Genomic DNA, 22,565 nt, shown 5'->3' on the forward strand with positions numbered 1-22,565 from the left:
TCTTGTCTGCTTTTAATATTCAATTCTTTTATTTAAATCCTGTTCTTTTCTCAGTTTATTCTCTGTGTGGGTATAATTTCCTCTTATACCAACGGTTTCAAGCTCTTCGGTTTCAGCTTCTGTTTTCATAATATTTCCATTTTCTGTTTTATATGTATAGTCTGACCTATTTTCCCAATACACCGCCTTTCCGTTCATCGAGCGGTGTCCGTGTATCAACTCATGTCCAAGAACTATATGTGACGGGATTGCTTCTTCCTTTATTTTTCCTGTCTTCGGATTACGCGTAAAGACTGTAGGGTTTTGTCTCATATTATAGTAAATAGACACGTCTGTACCTTTGCCGTTCAATGCGTCCATCTGGTAACGGTCATGCTCGCGACTATTGTCTGCAGACGGTCTTATGTCCATGCTACGTTCATGGTTTATCAGCTCTGAAACAAGCCTTGTCCCGTTTACGAGTTTCTTATCACGGTTTCTTGTTCCCCGTGACAAGATGATAACCATACCGTCCGAACGCCTTACTCCTAATTTGTCGTTCGTCAGCTTTTGTAATTGTCCTAATACGGATATGCGTTGCTGCCTGTCACCTACAATAACTATTTTTCTTCCGTCCGGATCTATCGCATTAACTGCATTGTTATTACAATAAACATACGGACTAATATCCGGATACTTCTCCGCCAGAGGGTCAACAGCATGCCAGCGTGCCAATACAGGGTCGTACCACCGCGCGCCATAGTCATACCAGTCCAAGGCAAGAAGACGCTCCAGCTCCTTGCCGTTGTACTTGTATCTCTGGACATCATCGCCCGTGCCGTCGCCAAACAAAGCACCGAAAGGATAGTAATTGTTTGTCTGCTCTATGTTGCCCTGCGCATCGGCTACGACGCGAACATTGCCCTGATGGTCCGTGAGATAGAAATGGTATACTGGCTGCTTGTTGCTGAACGTAACATAGCCGCCGTCGAAGAGTATGCGGTTCGGAACGGGTTTAATATTCTCATAGATGATGTCACCGCTATAGTCTATGCGGTGAACGCCATACAGCATTGCATACTCCTCTTCTGTAATTAGCAAGCCTGGACGGAACATCAAAGAGTCTCTGAGACCGGGATCTATTGGTTCACCTAAGTCATCACGGTTATTGACTGAAACATATACATCTGAAGACAAGGGGGATATTAAAGGTTCGTGTATATGAGGAAATTTTAACAGATATTCAGAACACAACTTCTCACCCGTAGAGCTATAGGTAAAGTCTATGTACTTGCCGCTGCTGAAACTGACATGTTCGGGAAGGTTTATTTCGTTGTACGTTATTTTGCTTATCCCCTTGTTCTTGTCCTCTATTAGGTTGCCGTTGGCATCATAGTCGTATTCTGTTTCATCATCAGCACCGTCGGTGAAGTGCATCGCATCCTTATAGCATGGACCTTCTGCGGCATCGGTAACCCTACGGAGACGATTTCCGTCGTACTCATAGAAAAGGTCGTCTATGGTGCCGCATACGTCTCCAAAATATTTGCCGTTACGGCGGAGAGACAGGATATTGCCGTTACGGTCGTAATCATAGAATGTGTCATAGTTGGCATGATGAAGGTCTGAGTCGTCCGTATAGAGGGCTGACACAAGACGCGACAGACCGTCGTAGGAATAGTTGTAACGGCGGGATATTCCTTCTCCTGAAGAATTGATGCGCCACTGAAAAGAGGACTGATTACCGGAATAGCATGAGAGACTGCCGCCTTCTGAATTCTCATATCCCATGGACATCGATATCAGAGGACCTCCAAGACCGGTGAGCCACGAACGTACATTATATGAATATTCCATGCCTAATTTATCATTGCCGTTACGACTGTATGATTTCAAACGGCAAAGCCCGTCATACTCAAGATCTTTTATCGTTACAGGAGTGTTGCCATTAACGCTATGCGTCTGCTTCATAAGCCGTCCGGCATGGTCATAAGTACTGGATATCTCGAGGGTTACAGTGGAGAGACGCGGTTGAATATGAGAGGTATGGACATGTCTGTGCAAAATCTCATTGCCGGAAAAGTCGTAAGTATAATAATGACTGTCGGTACCTTTCAGATAATTGGTGGACTTCTTTTGTATTACACGCTGACGGAAATCGTAATATATAGCCTCATACAGATAGGAAACGTCGTTACTTATTTTTGACAGACATGCCGTGGCACGTCCTGTAAGAAGTCCATTAGCCTTGGAACCTTTTTCCGAAGCCTTCCTCACTGCTGTACAACAGTTCATCATGCCCGTCCGCAAATCCGTAATCATCGTAATAGTTTGCAGTAAGAACATGCACATTCGAAGGGTCAAGACCATGAAGTTCATACCCCATATAGACACCGTCTGCGCCGGTATACGTGCAGTAAGGTATAGAAGTCATGTAAAGGGAGTGTTCAGGAGAAGGGATATTATATGAACAGGTACCTGTCAGACATTCACGACCAAACAAATCATATATATGGAATGTGCTCTCGTCATACTTGCGCTGCTCGCCCGTCTGGACGAATAGCGGACGGTCTGCACCGTCATACTCCGTACGTACGACATCTGCGCCGGGCATTTTCGAAGTGCAACGGCGGTTTCGGCTGTCATAAGAATACACATAGGCAAATTCATATATATATCCGAAAGGAACCGAGCCGGAAAAATGCTCACCGGACAAAGCTGGAGGAACAATCATAACAAGATTACCATGGGCATCATATATATAATATGTGTCATACAATATCTTCGCTGTACCGTTATGCTCTATCATGCGCGACAGGACTGTGCGACCGTGACGGTCCTTGAAGGTCATGGATGTAACACCGTCCTCATTCTCCACACGTGTAATCATCAGGGAACCGGAAGCATAACTGCCTGATGCCTTGAGGGTCGGCATGTCACCTGATACATTGCCGGCTACATATCGTACACAGTCAAGAGTATCGTTACCAATGACATTTGCAAGATATTCGTATCTTACACTTTTATTCATATTATGCCACATGATGCCGGGACCCGTGGCGCGGACAAGTTCACCTGAAGGCACATTGTCATATATATATTCTGTATACGGCTTACTGTCGTTCCAGACTTCTATAGAACCTGCAGTACAATTACTGTATAATACATACTGACCTGCAACAGATGATGACACCACGGCAGGCTGCCACTGCCGCTTTTTACGGTTAAAGGCATCATACTCATGAAACGTGACCATGTCGTAACGGCCGGGAGTAAATCCTACTTTTATTTCCTCCTTCATTCTCCCCAAACCGTCATAATATCCTATTGTCGTATTTCCGTCCGTGGATGAACCTGTCATGCTCGTGAACGACACGATGCTGTTTCCGTCGTTATCTGCGGCAAGATGTACGGGATCCTCATCATATTCGTAAGGAAGGAACACGTAACTGTCTTCGGCAACGCCGATTATGATATCGTCATCCTGCCCGTAGATACTGTGTGGGGCAAACAGTAACAACAACAGCAATATTATTTCCCAACCTGATATATTCATGGCAAAATTCTATTTATAATGATAATCGTACTGATTTAATATATATTTCTCGTTTGTATAAGGATCGACATAATATTTCTCACGCAGACGACCAAGCATATCATACTTATATTGTACGGCAGAGCCATCTGTCAAAACTTCTGCATACATATTCATATCCTGATTATACATATAAATATGGAAAATAGAGGATCTCATTAAGTATCTATCCTCAATATTGCCATAATCAGGCGTATATCTCATGTTCAATTCGGATACGTTCTTTTCCTTGCCAAGACATGACTCTGCCTCAGCCAGGGTTGCGTTTTCAATCTCCATAAACAGCTTTTGTCCATTAAAGCCCCAATAATAGACATTCGTCCGCCCGTTCGTTTCCACTTCAGTAGGTTTGCCATAGGCATTTACGGCATTCACCTTAAAGTCGGTTCTGCTTGCCATATTATTTCCCCACGATGTTGTTTTCTTGCAGATATATGGTATCTGGTTATTAGTTGCCCGATAGTCAAAAGTCTCGGTACACACGGATGCATCTTCCTCTGTGCGCTTTTCTATTACCGGCGACAATATATTGAGCTGTTGCATCCAATTGTATGCCGAATAATCTGACGGATATTTATATTTTACTGTTTTTACCGTATTATTACTTGTCAGTGTACTTTCAGATGTAACAAGCTTGTTCGTATTATATAAATATGTAATGCCAGAACTGTATGCCCCGCTTTTTGTATACACGGTATCACGCACACTCTTTGGGAAATAACTGAATGTAAAGGTTTCTGCAAGCCAGCCTAAAGATGAATTCATAAACTGGTATGGATTATAGTTCAATATAATCTCCTGCTGATATGCCGTCTTAAAAGCAGGATGCCCTGTTCTTCCATATTCAACAACTTTCTTGCGCTTCAGTACGCCGTCACTGTCATAAAACTCCTCTGACAGAAGTTTGCCCCTTTCTAAGGCATAGCTCGTATATGGAGCTATTGCATCTCCTCCGGATGCTGTAGAATAAGAATATTTCTTATCAAGATGGGAAAGGCCGAATATGTCTGTGTCATAATTGGAGTATCTGTATTTTATATATCCCATGGACTTTCCTGAAGCGTCGAAAGTCTCTTCTATCACACAAGAATAGCCTACATCCGGAGAATTCTGATTTGTAACGGGAGTTTGGAAGCCTGCAGCCGACTTAAGTTCAAGAGTTACATTTCCAGCTGTATATGAAACACTATGCACGGGCATGCTTTTGGATATACCGCTACTCTTCCCGTTTTTAGTTTCCGAATAATAATACTTCTTAGTGCTTACAAGTGAATTGTCATCATTATAGTTCTTTATCTCAGCCACCCTTAACCCGCCGGCAAATCCAGTGCTGTTTGTAACTGCAGTGTGGTCGTTTGATACGATTTTTGAATAACTGTGCTGTTCGTATGCAAACGTTGTCCTGCCTCCTGTAGGATATCTTATTTCCGACAAGGTCTCGGCCTTTGTTGCTGACAGCGACGGATATATTGTCGTAAACGAAGGAGTGGCAGATATACTCACTTCACCGCCGTTGTAATATCCCCACGAGTCAGTCTTCGTCATTGAATACCTGTATGGCATGGTCTGGCTCCTGTCGTAGCTGAAACTATATGCAGGCATGTCATCGCCTGATATTTCGGCTGGTATTTCATAACCATATTGCCCTCTTATAATATCGGGGACACCTGTTCTTGTGATTACCGACGTGAGTTTCATCCTTTCATTGCTGCTGTCTACATATCCGAAATAAAGAGAATGACCGTTCCCCGTGAATTTATTCTTTATGGCAATGCGATGCAAAACATTGTGTGTAAGTTTGTCTGCTATTGCATTACGCGTGGTATTCTCATTTTCACGTCTGGCGGTATTCATGAATACAAGAAATTGCTGTGACGGATCTTCTATATTTAATGAATATGTCTGAAGTCTTGTCATACCGGTATTCTCCCAGTATAATGCCTTGCTGTTTCTATTGAGCCGGTCTCCATAACGGCTCTCCTTAAAGTATGTAAAGTCTATTGTCTCATTGGGAGTGGTTATGGATGTAAGGCATGCCGGAAAAAGAAGGAAGCCGGTAAAACCGCGCCAGCCGATTTCATACGGACTGGTCTGTTCTTGTATAGTACCGTATTGCATGCGGTATTGTGGAACATAGCGTATGTCACACATTATGGCAGAGGTGTCATACTTGAATTCTATGACGCGCTTGTCTGTTGTCGTTATTTTTGAGAGTCGCCATGTGGTAGGTATCAAAGAGTTCTTCTTGCGTGCATAATAAGGAACACTGAACTCTGTGGCATAAAGCCCGCCGAACTCATAGCGACAGCCATCCGGCGTGACAAGGGTAAACTTGTTGAAGAACCTGTTGTTATGTGATCTGTCATCCCAGCCTGTTGTCCTAAAACGTTCTTCCAATTGTTTCCTGTTTATAAAGCCGTCTCCATTTGCCGGATTGAACTCGACCTTTATATCATCATCGGAAACAACTGTCCAACCTCCATTCTCATTATAATAGAAATTTCCAGAATATCCGCAGAAACTGAAAGAGAATTCGTCCGGCACAAGTTCAAAAAAATCATCTCCTCGCAGCTTATCTTTTGTCATCTGTGCAAACGACTGGTTTGTAATATTCTTCATCTTAAATGAATTGGAATAGAAACCATGACCGATATTATCGTCTCCGCACAACTCGTCATAAACGCAGTGGACTGTACGGGTTATATATCCGCCTGCCATAAGGCTCCACCCCATACCAAGTATACCCGACTGCAAATCGGGCTTCACGGAAGCAAGGTGGTATCGTGCAGACAGAGGAAGGACATAATCTCCGACTGTTATATCATACAACGGCACCGTTATATCCGGAATACCCGTATAATGACTCACCGGTATCGTACCAAACATTCCAAGATTTGCAATCTCGGGGGTCTGAATATTATTAACCGGAACAATCTGAGATTTAACATCCAATGCCACCAACAATATCAGCAGCAATGCCCGTATCTTCACCTTATACAAAAAACTATATGTTCTCATCGTTTCAGTATTATCTTTTCGGTATAGCTATCTCTATCTGCATCTATGCGAAATATATAGACACCATCCCTACATAAAGAAAGGTCGATATCTGCATTATGAATGCCAGCATTCATCCTCTTACGTTCATTATTATATACGGTCTTTCCGTCTGCCGTATATACTCCATACGAGATTTCCGACGGAACCGAGAGACTGTATTCAATATTTACCAAATCCTGTTCAATCCTATTTATCTTATATGTAAGTTTACAAGGTTTTATACTTTGTTCCGGGTTTCTTGACTGTATATAATATGACTTGGACTTTTCATTGTTTACATATTCATCATCAAACAGTTCTTGTTCTGAAGGAGGATAATAAAAAGCCGTTACATACGGTTCGTCCTTATATCCCTGAAAAGAAGTAATATACGTTTCCAAAACAGGATACCTGTATCCTACGGCATACCAGCGGTAGATATCGGTCTTCATCATGAACATTCCATTGTCAATATATCCGTCTATACTGTCCGCACTCAACGGCATGGATGATATTGTTTTCAGACTGTCTGCCGGATAACGTATTCCGGAAATGAAGCGTACCGTATGTATACGTGTGACATTATGAACAGTGTCGCCCTCAGGAAATACAATGCTGCCATAAGCATCCGACTCTGTTTTGTAACGTCCGAAACTACGGACAGCTATCTTGTCACAATAAGTTCCGGTTCCATGGAATACCCCCGAATAAGAATCGCCATATTTCATGGGGAAACGCAGAAATATCTCTTTAGTATCGTAGTCTATTTTTGTGGTATTGTTCTCAAATCCACCTATAAACAAAGTATCGTGCTGCAAATCGTAGTAATACATCGTTGCCCGCTCTGTGCACGCCACACGTTTTTCGCTGCCGACAACATCTGAAAATCTGACTTTGTACGATTTATTTATTACATCCGCGCCACTAACATCCCATAAAACGTTTTCACCGTCCTGACTAAGATTTATATAGGATATTTGCTTTTTTACAAGCATATCGCCGCCGCGAAACATATTGAATGGCATCTGTATGCCGTCCTGCCCCTTGCAGACAAGAAACGGCAAGCACATCAGCAGAAGAAAAAACACTCTCATAAGCTATAGTTGTTTGTCTGCCGTAAATATACAAAAAAATATTAAATGCCATTGATTTTATCATAGAAAATATTAAAAACTACTTCGAGCCGAAGTAAAGGAATATCATTCCGAGCAGCACAAGGGCAAGGTCGACAACCTTACTCTTAAGATTTTTCTCATGCAGTAGCGCGGCACCAAAAAGGAAAGACACTATCACGCTGCCGCGGCGCACCATAGAGACTATACTTATCATGGCACAGGGAAGGCTGAGGGCATAGAAATAGACAAAGTCGGCAACGCTGAGAAAGATGCTTACGAGAATTATTCCCCAGTCCCAATGGAACGGTGTGGTGTCTTTGCGCTTGGGATACCACAGGAGCATGAGCATGGCACCCATCATGAAACACTGGTAAATGTTATACCAGCTCTGCACAATCATACGGTCAAGCCCTACCCCACCATTATCCGCAGGTGCCATGAGATACTTGTCGTACAGACCGCTTACAGCACCGAGCATTGCCGCCGCAACGATAAAATAAATCCATCGGTCGTGCTTGAAGTCGATGCCTTCTTTCTTTCCGCTGCGGCTAAGCATGAAGAACGAGGCAACAGCAAGCGCCACTCCTATCCACTGGTAAAGGTTCAGGCGTTCGCCGAAAACGATGAACGCGCCGAGAAGTACCATGACGGGACGTGTGGCGTTGATGGGACCGACAATTGTGAGCGGCAGGTTTTTCATGCCGAAATACCCGAACACCCACGACGAGAGCACAATGCAGCTTTTCAACACTATATATTTGTGTACCTCCCAACCACCGGAAGCTACATGGAAGATAGAGCCGTCAAGCACACCTGAGCCTGCCGAGAGGATGATGAACGGAAGAAATATCAACGATGAGAACAGCGTATTCAGGAAAAGAATGGGAATGACGGCATTATCCTTCAATGCCTTTTTCTTAAACGAATCATAAAAACCTAACAGCGTTGCCGAAAGGAATGCCAATACCAACCACATTATTAATTAAGAATTATGAATTAAGAGTTAAGAATTAAGAGTTATGAGTTATGAATTAAGAGTTATATGAGCCACAAATTATTAATTATAAATTATGAATTATAAATTAAAAATCAGAACTTCACTTCCTCAAGAAACAAGGCGTTGCCGGGCATGCTCTCGCCCGCGCCCGTGCGTTTGCGTCCCTCTACAATGCCACGGAAGTCGTCTATGCTTATCCGTCCACGCCCCACATCTATCAGCGTTCCAACAACGGCACGCACCATATTGCGGAGAAAGCGGTTGGCTGTTATAACGAAATGCCAGCTGTTGGATGTATCCTGCACCCAACGGGCTTCCATTACATTGCACAGCGTTGTCTTCACATCGGTGTTGCTCTTGCAGAATGCGGCAAAATCTTCGTACTCGAGCAATATCGCCGCAGCACGGTTCATAGCGTCAAAGTCAAGAGCGTAATGCAGTTCACATGAGTATGCACGTCTGAAAGGGTCTTTTGACAGATGTATATAATAATGGTACGTGCGCGATGTTGCCGAAAAGCGCGCGTGCATATCATCGCCCACGGGTGTAACACTGCTTACCGATATATCGCGCGGAAGCATTCTGTTCAGTTTATAGACAAGATTGGCGGTATCGAATATCTTTGCCGTATCCATGTGTGCAACCATCATGCGTGCATGCACGCCGGCATCGGTGCGCCCCGCTCCTACCACCTGCACATCTTCACGCAACAGGACGGACAGAGCCTTCTGAAGTTCTGCCTGAACAGAATTGCCGTTGGGCTGTATCTGCCAGCCGTGGTAACATGTACCGTCGTAACTGAATGTTATAAAAAAACGTTGCATCGCCTTAATGTTGATAAAACAGATGCAAAGGTAGTATAATAAAGCGAGACTTTGACAATTCCGGTCTGAATTATCCAGACATCTGCTATAAATAAAATACAAATTGTGTGTAGCTTCAATGTTTATACCAACACAAGTTCAAGAGCAGAACTTCCATTATATATGCAAATACCGAGTAAAGAAAATGTGTGCCGAAGCAATATCACTCCGGCACACAAATAAAATCAGGAATAAAATGAAAATGTTATTATTTAGTTTCTGTCAATTCATCGTAAGATTGTGTATAGACGTTGTCTGGTCATCGTCATCAAACCCAAAATCACTGCCACCGATAACGATGCCGGTGCTGTCGGACGAAGCTGGAAGTACGATATCATTGTTCTCATATTCACCCAATCCGTCGTAGCCATCATTCGTACATGACATCAATACTGTCATTGATAAGAAATATACGAAAGATACAGTGCAAAACCGTAAAGTGTTGCACAATACGCTTCTTTATATTAAACGATATCATATTGAGACAACCCCACTCTTATTTCTTTATAACAGGACGTATAGCACAACCATAAGCAAACTCCCAATCTATAAGATCCGTTGGATATTCATCTTCAGACGCCGTAAATAATGCGCCAACATTATCTTCCCCGTTGTATCTTGCTTTAAACTCAGAAGACCAGTAAGCACATACTTCATTCACAGCATAATATCCATCAACATATCTGTCACCATTTGCCGGTAAGAAGATGCTTCTGCCGTTATGCCCTGTTATAAACAATCCATTTACTCCACCAATATTTTTCCATTCAAGCGTTTTGCAGTATTCTATCAATTCAAGAAAATCATTTTGATTAGGCGTAACCCAATCACCTCCCCATAATGCCTTCGCTATATCATATCTAGTATTTCCTTGATAATCTATATACTTACCGATATTGGTATATATCCAAAAGCCGCTATAATCATTATATTTATTAGATGTAATGATTTTAGAATCGCCCCAACTATGGTAATTTCCATAGTCAGTTTCTTTCTCTGCTCCTACATTCTTTCTTGCCCACAATGTTCCGCTCGGCAGTCCCAGGTCTACCCATTCATCACTTTCATCGTTCTTAACATTGATGATATATGCCTTTCCCTTGACAAAGTTCTTTTCCGGTCTGACCGTATATACAACATCCTCCTTGCCTGTTGCCGACTTAACGGTGACAGTCATGTCTCTTGTCGTAAAGTCTGCAGGAGAAATCATTATCCATGCTTCGAGCTGCATTTTGTCAGCTGTCGTCGATACAGAGTTGGCAGCAAAATCAAGAGTGACGCTTTTCGATTTTGTCTTAGGCTGTATAACCTCGGTTGTATTGAACAAGTCCATAACAGCCTTTGTGGTAAAGACGGCATCCGCAGACGACAATGTCACGGATGAATATGTGTCGGTCTCGGGCATATCTATCATCAAACGCAGAATTGCCCCCTGATGATTGAAATAGAAATCGGCTGTGTTTGTCTTTTCAACTGTCACTGCATCGGATACAAGATAATCGTACTTTGCCAAATGCGAATATGAGCCGTTGGTGCTCTGAACCTGTCCTTCATAATCTATGTCTATAAAAGGCTCCTGCATCAACCTGTCCACAACCGGATAATAACCTACATAGCGCACTCCCGACTTAAGTTCGTAATCTTCGCGTTCAAAATATGCTTTGTTGCCGGTTCCCTGACCGTCAATCATCTTCATGGGCATCTGCTGTCCCGAGTTTTCGGCAAACACACCTGTCACGTCACCTTGTGTCCAACTGAACGCCAATCCCGATGAACCAAGTTGCAATGCTGTCTTCTTCTTTCCGGATACACGTGCAGACCTGGACGCGCCGTCGCTCACAAAGTCGTCGGCATTCACAGTGATATCAGTCTGCTTTGCATTATGCTCCTCATAGGTGCTGTCGTCTTGTGCACAAGATGCGAACAACAAACCGGCGAGTCCTGCAAATAAAAGTTTCTTTGTTTTCATATATAGTTCATATTTTAATAAGTTCAACAAATACAATCATCATGTATAACCGTTTCAAACGCAACAAACTAAAAATCGTCTCCCCAAAGGTCTATATCTCCTTTGTGCCCTTCCTGCCGGTAGACACCGTCTTCGGTCATGTCCGAGTCGTATTCTTTTGCTGCCCACTCGAAGTCTCCCCCTTCACCGGTTATCGAACCTGCCAAAATAGTCCCGCACTCGCTTCGCACAATGGTTATGTGCGGAGCAAGATAATCTGATTTTCTTTTCTCACTGATTTTCATTTCTACTCTTTTTTATACACGAAACCCTGCAATCGCCAATTATTTATATGTTAAGAATGTGACAGGATTGTGAACGTAAGTCCGCTCTACATTCTTTGTTTGTCTTCTGTCTCCCAAAAGGACACCGCAGCCTCACGGCTCCGGTATCCGAAAAAATAGTATAATCAAGTAATTATTTCCAACAGCCACCCTCACGGGCGGCACACTGAGAATTACTGTAATGTATCACAACTCCGTGACTACGCGCCATAACGACACGGCATGCCGAGCCAGACCACAAGCCACAGGCGGGAACCACGGCAGGCACCTCTGTGCAAGAGGTGACAGAAAACAGTATAAAAACATGATTGTCAGTGTTTTACAGGTGTCAAGTCTTTGTGTTTTTGATGTGTTTTATATTGTCGGAAACCACAGGACAAGCCCGGACGACATGAAAAAATCCCGTTTAATATTTGCCGGTTTCAGTTATAATAAGTACTTTTGCAGCGATATTTTATTTTTGTGTTGCAGCTATTGCACAGAGGTGGCTGACGTAAATCCCCTTATTATTTTTTTGTTCGCACGTCTGACGGTATTCCCGTCGAGTTCTCTTATATATGTCATCGTCACCCTTGGCGACGAATGACCCAGCGCCTGCGCTATGACATGCAGCGGAACGTTGCGGCGGTAGGCAAGGCTTGCCCACGTGTGCCGCGCGACGTATGACGTGAGCGGCAGGCACAGTCCCACATCGCGCGACAGCACTTTCAGAGCGGCATTATAACACTTCAGCAGCCGGGCGTAGCCTTTGCCGCCCGGGAACCGGTCGCCCGTTGGAACGGGAAATACATAGTCCGCGTCGCAGCCGGCATATTTTCTCATTATCCTCTCCATGCACGGCTCTATGCCCACCGTCACCTCGCGACCCGTCTTGCGCCGTAAGTAGGTTATCGTCCCGTCACTAACCCGGCTCTTGCGCAGCAGCATGGCATCGGCAAAGGGCATGCCCATGGCATAGAAACAGAACATGAAGACATCGCGTGCCCACGACCGGACGGTGTCTTCCTCCACGTCGGCAATGCCGATGCGACGCATATCCGTCTCGCCGAGGGCGCGCTTGCGGGTCGGAACATTGCCCGTGAAGACGGCGGAGAAGGGGCTGCAGCGTCTTATGCGGTGCTTTACGGCGGCGGCGTTGTACATGGCACGCAGCGAACGCATGTAGCACGATGACGTGTTGAGGCTCACGCCGCGGTCGGAAAGCCACTGCGAGTAGCGCGAGACAAGCTGCGGCGTCACCTCGCGAAGCGGGATGTCCGCACCGCCGAGAAACGCGGCGAACGAGCGGCGCGCCGTCATATAGTTGTCGCAGGTGCTCCGGCGGCAACGGCGGCGCACTCGTTTCATCTCACGGTCAATGAACTCGAGGAAGAGAGGTGCGCGCGGAGCGTCTCTCATCCCTTCCTTTCTCTTCCTTCGCGACGACGCCTTACGCCCGCCGATGGAAATCTTTAAACTGAATGTAAATCCTAATAACATATCTATATATATTTATGACACATTGTCACGGTTCCGCCTTTTACGCTTACACCGTGACTTTTTAAAACCTCCGGATACTGCCGTATTTTGAAACGTTGCCGCTCATCGGCGTAAAAACGGCAAGCATTGGTGTGCTGGTGCAACGCTCTGCATATCACGCGGTTATGCTTTATCATACGAAAATGTGCACAGTTCCGGATGCTAAACATGCCCTTTCAGGATGCAAAACACGGCATTTAAGCCCGTGATATGCGGCACTTTGGCATGCAAATGACCGCACTTTAGAGGCTAAAGCTACGCATTTTGCGACCTGAAACGAGTAACTTCATATCCGAAACGGGCTACTTAATATCCGAAACGGCGTTTTTTCACGTCTCACGTCTCCCTTTTCGTGTCCACAAATGTCTGGAATGCAAGTTTTAGTCGATGGTTTTGCGATGTCTAAATGTCACGAAAACGCGCTAATACGGTGTCATTATGTTATAATACGAATTGAAAAAAAAAGAGGATGGGCAAAAACCCGGTATCCTACCAATGGCTTTTGCCCATCCTCCTATACTTTCAGTATGTCTATATCCTCACTGCAGCCGTCTGCCGGCTCTGATGGCATTCAGAACGGCAATCACTGTCACTCCGACATCGGAGAACACGGCAGCCCACATTGTCGCCAGACCCACTGCACCGAGCAAGAGGACTGCCACCTTAACGCCTATCGCAAAGACAATGTTCTGCTTTACAATAGAAAGAGTACGCCGTGCTATAGACATGCCCTGAGCCACCTTTGCAGGATTATCGTCCATCAGCACAACATCGGCAGCCTCTATAGCCGCATCGCTCCCGGCAGCACCCATCGCGATGCCTACATCAGAGAGCTTTAACACCGGCGCATCGTTTATGCCGTCACCAACAAAAGCCACTGTGCCTTGACCGCGGCGGCGCCTTATTATATCCTCCATCAGCTGCACCTTACCGTCTGGCAACAACCCGGCGTGCACCTCATCTATTCCAAGTTCATGCGCAACACTCTCCGCCACATCACTACGGTCACCGGTGAGCATCACGGTCTGTTCCACACCGGCACGCCTGAGAGCCGACAAAGCTTCTGCCGTCTGCGGCTTGACCGTGTCAGACACAACAACGTGCCCAAGATACTTACCTTCTGATGCCACATGTACCACGGTACCGACAACGGCAGGGGCGACAAACGACACACCGGCACGCTCCATAAGTCTGTCGTTACCGGCATATACAGGCTTGCCGTCAACGTATGTCATTATACCCTCACCGGCAAAGTTCTCTGCACCGCCAACCCTCGACTTGTCCGTCTTCTGCCGGCATGCCCCACGAAGGGCTGCGGCAACAGGATGGTCCGAATATATCTCGGCAAGGGCAGCTGTCTCCACAAGCGTTTCTTCTTCAACGCCTTCTACCGGATAGACACCGGTAACGGTGAAACTTCCATTTGTCAACGTCCCGGTCTTGTCGAACACCACGGTACGCACACGTGCCAAAGCCTCTATGTAATTGGAGCCTTTGAAGAGTATTCCCCGTCGCGATGCGCCACCGATTCCGGCAAAGAATGTCAGCGGCACAGAAACCACAAGTGCACACGGGCATGATATTACAAGGAATATAAGTGCGCGGTTAAGCCACAGCATCCATCCGCCATCGGCAAACAAAGGAGGCACAACGGCAAGCAGCACCGCTGCCGCCACAACAACAGGAGTGTAATATCGTGCAAAACGTGTAATGAACTTCTCTGTATGAGCCTTTCCGTTCTCGGCATTCTCAACAAGACTGAGAATGTGCGCCACGGTTGACTCACCGTATGTTCCCGTAGTCTTTATCCTAAGCACGCCGGTAAGGTTCATGCTTCCGCTTATCACACTGTCGCCGTCACCGGCCTCACGTGGCATGCTTTCGCCTGTAAGTGCCGAAGTGTCGAGCGAAGAGTTGCCTGACACAACCGTTCCGTCAAGCGGTATCTTCTCGCCCGGCTTAACCACTATTACCGTACCGGCAGGCACTTCTTCAGGAGCCACACGACGCAATGTGCCATCCGCATCCTCCACATTTGCATGGTCCGGACGTATATCCATAAGCCGTGAAATGGAGTCGCGGCTGCGGTCTACAGCCACATCCATAAAAAGCTCGCCTATCTGATAGAACAGCATAACCGCCACCGCCTCGGGATACTCGCCTATGGCAAAAGCGCCGATTGTTGCCACCGACATCAGGAAGCACTCATCAAACACCTCACCGCGGAAGATGTTGCGCACCGCCTTTACCACAATATCGCCACCTATTATTATATAGGCTGCCACACACAACGCCACCGTCACAATCTGCGTAAACGATGTTACGTATGACAATACGAGCAACAAGCCACTTGCCAATATACGCACCAAAGCTATCTTATGTTCCTTTTCCATATCTCTCCTTTATTTTTAGTTTATGCAAAAATATGAAAAAGGACTTGCAACTTGGTTGCAAAAGCACGTATGAAAACTTAGAATATAAAATGTTCAGGTTTTATAACATATTTGTTGTAAGTTCATTGAGACAGCCATTATGATCTTACAACCATTATACTTACCTCATACAGCAGATATAATGGTATTGTCACGAGTACCAGCGTCATAAGGTCCGGAGGTGTTATGGCTGCAGCCACGACCATGATAACCATGAATGCGTGCTTGCGATAGCGTGAGAGCATCCTTGATGTTATCAAGCCCATTTTTCCGAGCGCATAAGCTATTACGGGCAGCTGGAACACCACGCCCATAAGCAATATCAGCGTGGTAAACGTGGAAATGTAGCTGTCGAGCGTTATCGTGCTGTGCACCTTTTCGGCAACGCTATATGTTCCAAGAAAACGAAACGATATAGGAAAGAGTACGTAATAACTCATCAGTATGCCGAGGATGAACAGGGCATATACAACGAACAAGGTATACACGGAGTATCTGCGTTCGTTTTCATAAAGTGCAGGCGATATGAAACGGAACATCTCATATAATATATAAGGTGACGCGCAAAGCAGACCGAGGTATACCGACGTGGTGACATGTGTCATAAACTGGCTGGAAAGATTGGTGGCTATCAAGTCTACATGATATTCATTGAAGTGAAATTCCGAAAACCCGGCGGCGTGCGCTGTACGTTCTATCAGCCTGTAAGTTACGAATTTCCATTCGCTTGGAGCAAGGAGCAACCGCCATACCGTGTCTTTCATGCAGAACACAACGGCGGCTGCCACTCCTGTCACACTGAGTATGCGAAAGAGCATGAGGCGAAGAACTTCCAGATGCCCGCCGAAAGTGAGCAGCCCGCCTGTCTCTTCATTATTCTTTGCCATCAGTTTCCCGTTCGTTTATATTGTCAGCCTTTGGCTTTTCCACGCCATCTTCACGACTTTCATCTTTGGTAAAATCCGAAGGACTTTCCATACCTTTCTTAAATTCCTTTACGCCCTGGCCGAGTCCGCGCATCATCTCTGGCAGTTTCTTGCCGCCGAAAAGCAGCAGTGCCATGCCACCTATGAGTAACAGTTCGGTCGTTCCTATGAATAATAACTGGTAAATCATAATCGTCTTTTTTGTAGTATTTTTTGGGAGTAAGGAGGCAAAGGAGTAAGGAGGTAAGTAGAAATGCTATTCTACCTTTACTCCTTTAACTCCTTCCTCCCTTTACTCCTTACTACTTTATATCCTTATTCTTAATTCGTAACTAAATATATCTCACACGTGTCAAAGTTTATCTCCCAACTACCACTTTCGGTGCTTTCCCACTGATACTTCTCAGCCATGCGGTCCCACCACGACTGGAACTTAGTACCTGTTTCTCCAAGGTCTTTAACCAATTTCTCATACAGCTCGCTATTGTCCGCCGTGAGAATCTTTGCAAGCTCGTTCAGTCCGTTGCGACGCTCAAACAGCGTCTGGATTTCGTTCTTTTCCTCGACAGTCACCTGTCCTATAAGTTTTTTTTCCATAATGTCATGTATTTATTCACCATTCATCCTTTTTATCAAAGGGATCCAAGTAATCAATTTCCTTTATCTCCTGTTGTGGCAGGAACGCACCGTGTTTCCGAATAGCAGCCAGCAATTCACGGCTTGCATTACGTTCAAGATGAGCCACCACACACTGCTCATGGCTTGGAGTGTTCAACTCGTATGTAGTCTTGCGGTTCAACCATACACAACGCTTGCATTGGCAGGCATCGCAATTACGGCAAAGGGGTGCATAATCCAACCTGTATAATTGCGGATTCTTGATGTCAAGCCCTGTCTGCAAGTCACCGATGCTGAACTTTACCTTGCCTAAGCCATAGTCTTCATCATCACCGGCGAGATAGAACGCGGGACATATATAGAACTTCCCGTCGGGTGCAAGCGTAATATTTGCATCGCCCGCACAGCAATTGTTCATCTTGTCAAGCATCATACGGTCTGTAAGAATGTTCAGCTGCGGAGACTTGCCGCCAGCATATAACCTTTCCAACTCTTTTGACAGCGAGGCAAGTACGGAACTGTATGCCACGAAATCATCTTCCGTGAACTTTTCCATGTCCGTTATCACGACATTCAATCTTGCTGTTTTCTCCAATGCGGCTGATATTACTTCGTGTTCCTTAAACAACTCTGTCCTGTCCGTGCGTACCACATAGACACAATCTTTGACAAAGTCCATATCCTTCAGCGTATGGCATCCTTCCACAACAAATACATCAGCACCTGTGCCGTTTCCGGCGGGCATTATCTTCGTGTGGTCTATTGTCTCTATTAGGTCATTATACTCCTGCGGCAATCCATAATCCGGATAGACAAACTGGATGTTCAGGTTCTCTTTCATGGCGAAAAGGATACCGGTCTTCATGTCGTCAAGACCTATAAGGCGGCGTTCTTTTTTGACATTGTCATAGTGACAGAACGAAACGGAAGTATCGTCCAATAATATAATAAGGTATTGCAGCATGACTTCAGCAGGTTATTTCATTAGACTTAGGCTTGTTTCTCTCATACTCCTCACGCTCGCCTTCAAGCTCCAGTTTGCGGAACAGTTTGTTCCAGTAGTAGTTGTTGGCACGCACACGGGCTTTGTGCATCTTGCAGATAGCTGTGCTCCTTTGGAATATGGTATTCGTATAGGCGGCATCGTAGTTCTCACCTTGACACCACGCACAGCCGCTTGCCACCTCGCAGTCTATGCACTCCTGCGGAGACTGCGTGCAGCGGTCGAGCGTGAGGAACGGACGCAGCCTGTTCTTGTCTATGCCGTCATGCACGTTGCCTATCACCCATGCCTGCTTGTCACGCAGAGAATACTGCGCGAAACGAGTACAGGGATAGAAAATACCATTAGCATCTACAGCCAACATACGTCCGGCTCCACACCAGTTGTTATTCTCCAACACCTTGTCCATGGGCTTGCCTATGCTCTCAGAAAAGAAAGAGCAGGCGTAGTCCTTGTAATATCCGCCGTCAATGATTGCGTCAGCCAGCTGCATAAGCTGCTCCTCAAGCAACGCGTCGTCACCGTCCTTCCACACGTTCTCGAACACGCAGTTGATATTTACCTCATGGATGCCGAGGGAGTATAGGTGCAGTACGCTCTCGCATATATACGGGAGGTCGGCACTGCTTATCGTAACCTTTGTCCCGGCACTGGGAAACTGTTCAAGCCACAGGGGGATGTTCTTCACGACGTCGTCGTATGAGCCGCGCTCATCTTTTGGCTTCGGCATAATACCCTGTTCCATTTCCGGTGTTTTCCAAATACGGTTCATGTCGTGCTTGCGGCGTGTACCGTCGATGGTGATGCCGATGGACAGATGTTCGCGGTTCTTCTTTATAAAGTTTTGCACCTTTTCCGTATGATAGTTAATACCATTCGTAGAGAAAGAAAAGCGGTAGGAGTTAAACCAGTGATGGTTTCTCTTGAACATCTCCGTTTTCAGATAGTCGCATATCCTGTCTATCAGGTCAATCTCAAGGAACGGCTCGCCGCCGATGAAGTCCCAAATGACACTTTCTTCCTTAAAATCGTCCTCATGTCCCAGAATGTAGTCTATAGCCTGCTTTGCCACTTCCCATGACATGCGCTCTTTTGTGTTTTTGCCCACGAGATAGCAATATTTGCAGGCAAGCTGGCAGTCCTTTGTCACGATGAATGTGATGCTCTTCGCAAGTTCTCCCCTCCATTCAGAAGACTTCGTTTTTAAGTTTTTCATAAAAGTAAATTAACAGATGGAATAAGGCATGACAGCGGTTATCAAGCCTTATCCCGAATCCAGTTTGTTTAACGGGAACTATGACCACAGCCATACGCACATGTTCCTGTACAGGTTCCGCTGCAATGATTCAGACAGGTTCCACGACATGATCCCTGACAAGAAGCATTGCAAGTTGTGTAACATGAACCTCTACAATTCCCGAGGCAACTTGCGCTGCAACCATAACGGCATCCCATAGGGGATTCTTCCGCAGCCTTCATAATAGCAGGCGTACCAGCCAGAACGATAGCGCCAAGAATGGGCAATGCGCCTTTGGCTGCTTTTTTGAAGAACTCTCTCCTGGACTGAAGTTCCTCCCTTTCTTTCTTCCCTCTCATAAGAATTAGAATAGATACCTATCGACCTCCAAGCTTCGGTGTGAATAAAAGATTTATTGATGAACTATACAAAAAAGCGTGGAGATCCGTGCCTGTTGCCCGTCCCACACTCTGAGGCTTCTCGCATTGCCCATCTTAGTTGAACGAGCAACGCGAAACCCACGCCGATGAGTTTATATAATTATCCTTACACTCCAAACATCAAGCTCTTTATTATACGGATATAATAAAGGAATGACATACGAATATAAGGATGCCTATAAAAACATCCCATGAGCATCTACCGTTGCCATGTTCCGACTAAGATTGAAATTTTGCGAGAATTTCAGAGTGTCAAGAACAAAGCGCTTAGCAAACGCCTTCTATATATAGTGACTCCCGCCCCACCCATTTGCCGCTGTATGTACGATAAGACGTCCATAAGCCCGGCGTGAGAAAGAACTCAAACTTTTATGAAAGACTTTTGCGGACACGTCCGCCATGCCTTACGAAGCATGAGACTTCGGAAATCGATGCAAAAATAATGAATTATTTTATAAATACATTAAAAAGAAATAATAATTTGACAAAACTTCTTTGCAGCAATGATATATTGCCACATTATAAAATCAAAATGTAACATTTTCAGAGATAATCATGACTTTTTGAAAACTAAAAAGACTCACGGAAAAAGAGTATTCTACGTGTTAACGGATGTGAAAGCAGGGCTATGCTTCAGCAAAAAGACATGACTTAAGGTGTAAGACATGCCACTTTGCATCACAAAACACGGCACTTTACACTCCTTTCTATGGCTTTTTACGCTCCTATATGCCGCATCTTATAGTGAGAAGTGGCGTATTTTAGGTAGAATAACGCTATTTTCGGGTGCTTTATATGTGTAACATACTGCACAAAACGATATATATAAATCATAAATATCTTATATACAGTATATTAAAGTTGCACACTCATACATGCCGTTTTTACCCTCCAAGAAGCCTAAATTTTTATTTCTCGCTTTCTCAGAGAGTCATATAATATTAAAAAGAAAGTAAAATGCTGTAATAAGTTACACTTTTAGATAAACAAACATCCCGCAAAACAGATGTCTCTGCCTGCGGGATGCAACGTATATTATTATTTTAAACGGCTCTTTATGAAGCCATGGCAATCCAGTCGTAAACACAGCTGCATACGCCAAAGAGGGCGATGCCAGCCGTACATATTGCCAGTGCCAGCTTTGTGTTGCAGTCGCTCTTGAACGTGGGGAGAGCCTTGTCGCTGTCTTTTATGTACATCGCCTTGACGATGAGCAGATAGTAATAAAGGCTTATCACCGTATTTATAAGTGCTATGAACACCACTGCGTATGCTGCCGCAGACCCTTGCTGTGCCGCTGCCATGAAGATGAAGAACTTGCTGAACATTCCTGCGAACGGAGGTATACCGGCAAGAGAGAAGAGGGCAAGCGTCATAAGGAACGCCAGCTTGGGGTTTGTCCTGTAGAAACCGTTATAGGCATCCATGTCCGTAACACCGCCGTTGTTCTCCTCAACCACGCTGATTACCGAGAATACTGCCATGTTTGCCACAACATATACAAGCACGTAATATGACAGTGCTGTCACTCCGGCCGCACTGTTGCCGATAACCGCCAGCATTATATATCCTGCCTGTGATATGGAGCTGAAAGCCATGAAGCGCTTCAACTCACTCTGACGGATGGCAAAGAGGTTGGCAATGGTGATACTGAGCACTATTACTATGTAAAGCATATTTGTCCAGTATTCTGTTAGCGGCGCAAAGACCTTCATAAGTATTGCCATAAGGGTAAATGCCGCTGCTCCCTTGGATATTACGCTAAGATAACCGGTTACGGTTGTAGGTGCTCCCTGATAGGTGTCTGCTGTCCAGAAGTGGAAAGGCACAAGCGAAATCTTGAAGCCCAACCCGCTGAAGAAGAACACCATGCCCATGATGCACATCGTAAGGTTGCCGGTTCCTGCTGCAAGCAGTTTGGCAACATCGTCAAAATAGAGCGTGCCCACCGAACCGTAAAGGAACGATATGCCATAAAGCATCACGCCGCTCGAGAACGTGGCAGTAAGGATGAACTTGGCAGCAGCCTCTGCCGAATGATGACGGTATTTGTCGAGTGCCACAAGGCATGCCATCGGCACCGATGCCATTTCCAGACCTATGAAGAATAGCAGGAAGTGTCCGGCAGACATCATCATGTTCATACCAAGCAGTGTAGAAACCACCAGCTCATAAAACTCTCCCTCCTTGAAGCTTGTATCAGGACGGCTGAGCCAGTTGCGGCTCTGTATCAATACAATAAGAGTGCCGGCAGCAAGGATTGTCTTCATGACGTTGGCAGAAGGCGATGTAACATACATTCCGCCAAATGCCGACACTGCATCGGTCTGCACAAAGCTTACAAGCACCTGTGCGAGCATGAGGAGGCATACAAGCGGATTGAACCACCTGCGTTCTTTCCTGCCTGCCGAAACAAAGTCGGCTACAAAAACGATAACAAGGACAGCCATAAGCGTGGCCTCGGGAATCATATTTAGGAATTGACTGTAATTCATTGTTGAAAAATTAAAT

General features: G+C 45.3%; 18 protein-coding genes. 1 reads left to right on the forward strand and 17 read right to left on the reverse strand.

Annotated elements, in window-relative coordinates; translation table 11 throughout:
• Positions 1 to 12: 12 nt before the first annotated feature.
• The 16 genes from HPS54_RS08100 to HPS54_RS08175 all read right to left on the reverse strand — a co-directional run bounded on the left by HPS54_RS08100 (position 13) and on the right by HPS54_RS08175 (position 19,593).
• Complete coding sequence (locus HPS54_RS08100; RefSeq protein ID WP_172344934.1) at positions 13 to 2,301, reverse strand: RHS repeat-associated core domain-containing protein; 2,289 nt, start codon at positions 2,299 to 2,301, stop codon at positions 13 to 15.
• The gene (locus tag HPS54_RS08105; protein WP_172344935.1) at positions 2,222 to 3,535 is read right to left on the reverse strand and encodes a DUF6443 domain-containing protein; all 1,314 of its coding nucleotides are present in this window, start codon (positions 3,533 to 3,535) and stop codon (positions 2,222 to 2,224) included. Before HPS54_RS08105 ends, HPS54_RS08100 begins: the two co-directional genes overlap by 80 nt.
• A 9-nt stretch (positions 3,536 to 3,544) precedes the next feature.
• Positions 3,545 to 6,592, reverse strand: coding sequence for a hypothetical protein (locus HPS54_RS08110; RefSeq protein ID WP_172344936.1), 3,048 nt, complete (start codon positions 6,590 to 6,592; stop codon positions 3,545 to 3,547).
• Complete coding sequence (locus HPS54_RS08115; protein WP_172344937.1) at positions 6,589 to 7,707, reverse strand: T9SS type A sorting domain-containing protein; 1,119 nt, start codon at positions 7,705 to 7,707, stop codon at positions 6,589 to 6,591. Before HPS54_RS08115 ends, HPS54_RS08110 begins: the two co-directional genes overlap by 4 nt.
• A 79-nt stretch (positions 7,708 to 7,786) precedes the next feature.
• Entirely contained in the window at positions 7,787 to 8,704 is a 918-nt protein-coding gene (locus tag HPS54_RS08120) for a DMT family transporter (RefSeq protein WP_172344938.1), read from the reverse strand.
• Positions 8,705 to 8,817: 113 nt separating this feature from the next.
• Positions 8,818 to 9,549: a tRNA pseudouridine(38-40) synthase TruA gene (gene truA, locus HPS54_RS08125; RefSeq protein WP_172344939.1), complete on the reverse strand. Its 732-nt coding sequence runs from the start codon at positions 9,547 to 9,549 to the stop codon at positions 8,818 to 8,820.
• 261 nt (positions 9,550 to 9,810) lie between these two features.
• Positions 9,811 to 9,987: a hypothetical protein gene (locus HPS54_RS08130; RefSeq protein WP_172344940.1), complete on the reverse strand. Its 177-nt coding sequence runs from the start codon at positions 9,985 to 9,987 to the stop codon at positions 9,811 to 9,813.
• A gap of 97 nt (positions 9,988 to 10,084) precedes the next feature.
• Entirely contained in the window at positions 10,085 to 11,557 is a 1,473-nt protein-coding gene (locus tag HPS54_RS08135; RefSeq protein ID WP_172344941.1) for a fimbrillin family protein, read from the reverse strand.
• Between the two features lie 68 nt (positions 11,558 to 11,625).
• The gene (locus HPS54_RS08140) at positions 11,626 to 11,841 is read right to left on the reverse strand and encodes a hypothetical protein (protein WP_172344942.1); all 216 of its coding nucleotides are present in this window, start codon (positions 11,839 to 11,841) and stop codon (positions 11,626 to 11,628) included.
• 510 nt (positions 11,842 to 12,351) lie between these two features.
• Positions 12,352 to 13,359, reverse strand: coding sequence for a tyrosine-type recombinase/integrase (locus HPS54_RS08145; RefSeq protein WP_172344943.1), 1,008 nt, complete (start codon positions 13,357 to 13,359; stop codon positions 12,352 to 12,354).
• Between the two features lie 578 nt (positions 13,360 to 13,937).
• Positions 13,938 to 15,791: a heavy metal translocating P-type ATPase gene (locus tag HPS54_RS08150; protein WP_172344944.1), complete on the reverse strand. Its 1,854-nt coding sequence runs from the start codon at positions 15,789 to 15,791 to the stop codon at positions 13,938 to 13,940.
• Positions 15,792 to 15,928: 137 nt separating this feature from the next.
• A complete protein-coding gene (tatC, locus tag HPS54_RS08155) occupies positions 15,929 to 16,717 on the reverse strand; it encodes a twin-arginine translocase subunit TatC (RefSeq protein ID WP_172344945.1) in 789 nt (262 codons plus the stop codon).
• Positions 16,704 to 16,946 carry a Sec-independent protein translocase subunit TatA/TatB gene (locus HPS54_RS08160; protein WP_172344946.1) on the reverse strand — a complete coding sequence of 81 codons (243 nt, stop codon included), beginning with the start codon at positions 16,944 to 16,946 and terminating at the stop codon, positions 16,704 to 16,706. Before HPS54_RS08160 ends, tatC begins: the two co-directional genes overlap by 14 nt.
• Positions 16,947 to 17,077: 131 nt before the next feature.
• Positions 17,078 to 17,353, reverse strand: a complete 276-nt coding sequence (locus HPS54_RS08165) for a CXXX repeat peptide modification system protein (RefSeq protein ID WP_172344947.1) — start codon at positions 17,351 to 17,353, stop codon at positions 17,078 to 17,080.
• 16 nt (positions 17,354 to 17,369) lie between these two features.
• Positions 17,370 to 18,338, reverse strand: coding sequence for a CXXX repeat peptide maturase (locus tag HPS54_RS08170; protein WP_172344948.1), 969 nt, complete (start codon positions 18,336 to 18,338; stop codon positions 17,370 to 17,372).
• 4 nt (positions 18,339 to 18,342) lie between these two features.
• Positions 18,343 to 19,593 carry a radical SAM peptide maturase, CXXX-repeat target family gene (locus HPS54_RS08175; protein WP_172344949.1) on the reverse strand — a complete coding sequence of 417 codons (1,251 nt, stop codon included), beginning with the start codon at positions 19,591 to 19,593 and terminating at the stop codon, positions 18,343 to 18,345.
• 28 nt (positions 19,594 to 19,621) lie between these two features.
• Between HPS54_RS08175 and HPS54_RS08180 the strand changes: the two genes are divergently transcribed.
• Positions 19,622 to 19,834: a hypothetical protein gene (locus tag HPS54_RS08180; protein WP_172344950.1), complete on the forward strand. Its 213-nt coding sequence runs from the start codon at positions 19,622 to 19,624 to the stop codon at positions 19,832 to 19,834.
• A gap of 1,275 nt (positions 19,835 to 21,109) precedes the next feature.
• Here the strand turns inward: HPS54_RS08180 and HPS54_RS08185 are convergent.
• Positions 21,110 to 22,549, reverse strand: coding sequence for an NADH-quinone oxidoreductase subunit N (locus HPS54_RS08185; protein ID WP_172344951.1), 1,440 nt, complete (start codon positions 22,547 to 22,549; stop codon positions 21,110 to 21,112).
• Positions 22,550 to 22,565 lie beyond the last annotated feature (16 nt).

The organism is Xylanibacter caecicola (assembly GCF_013166515.1).
In the GTDB taxonomy this organism is placed as follows: Bacteria; Bacteroidota; Bacteroidia; order Bacteroidales; family Bacteroidaceae; genus Prevotella; species Prevotella caecicola.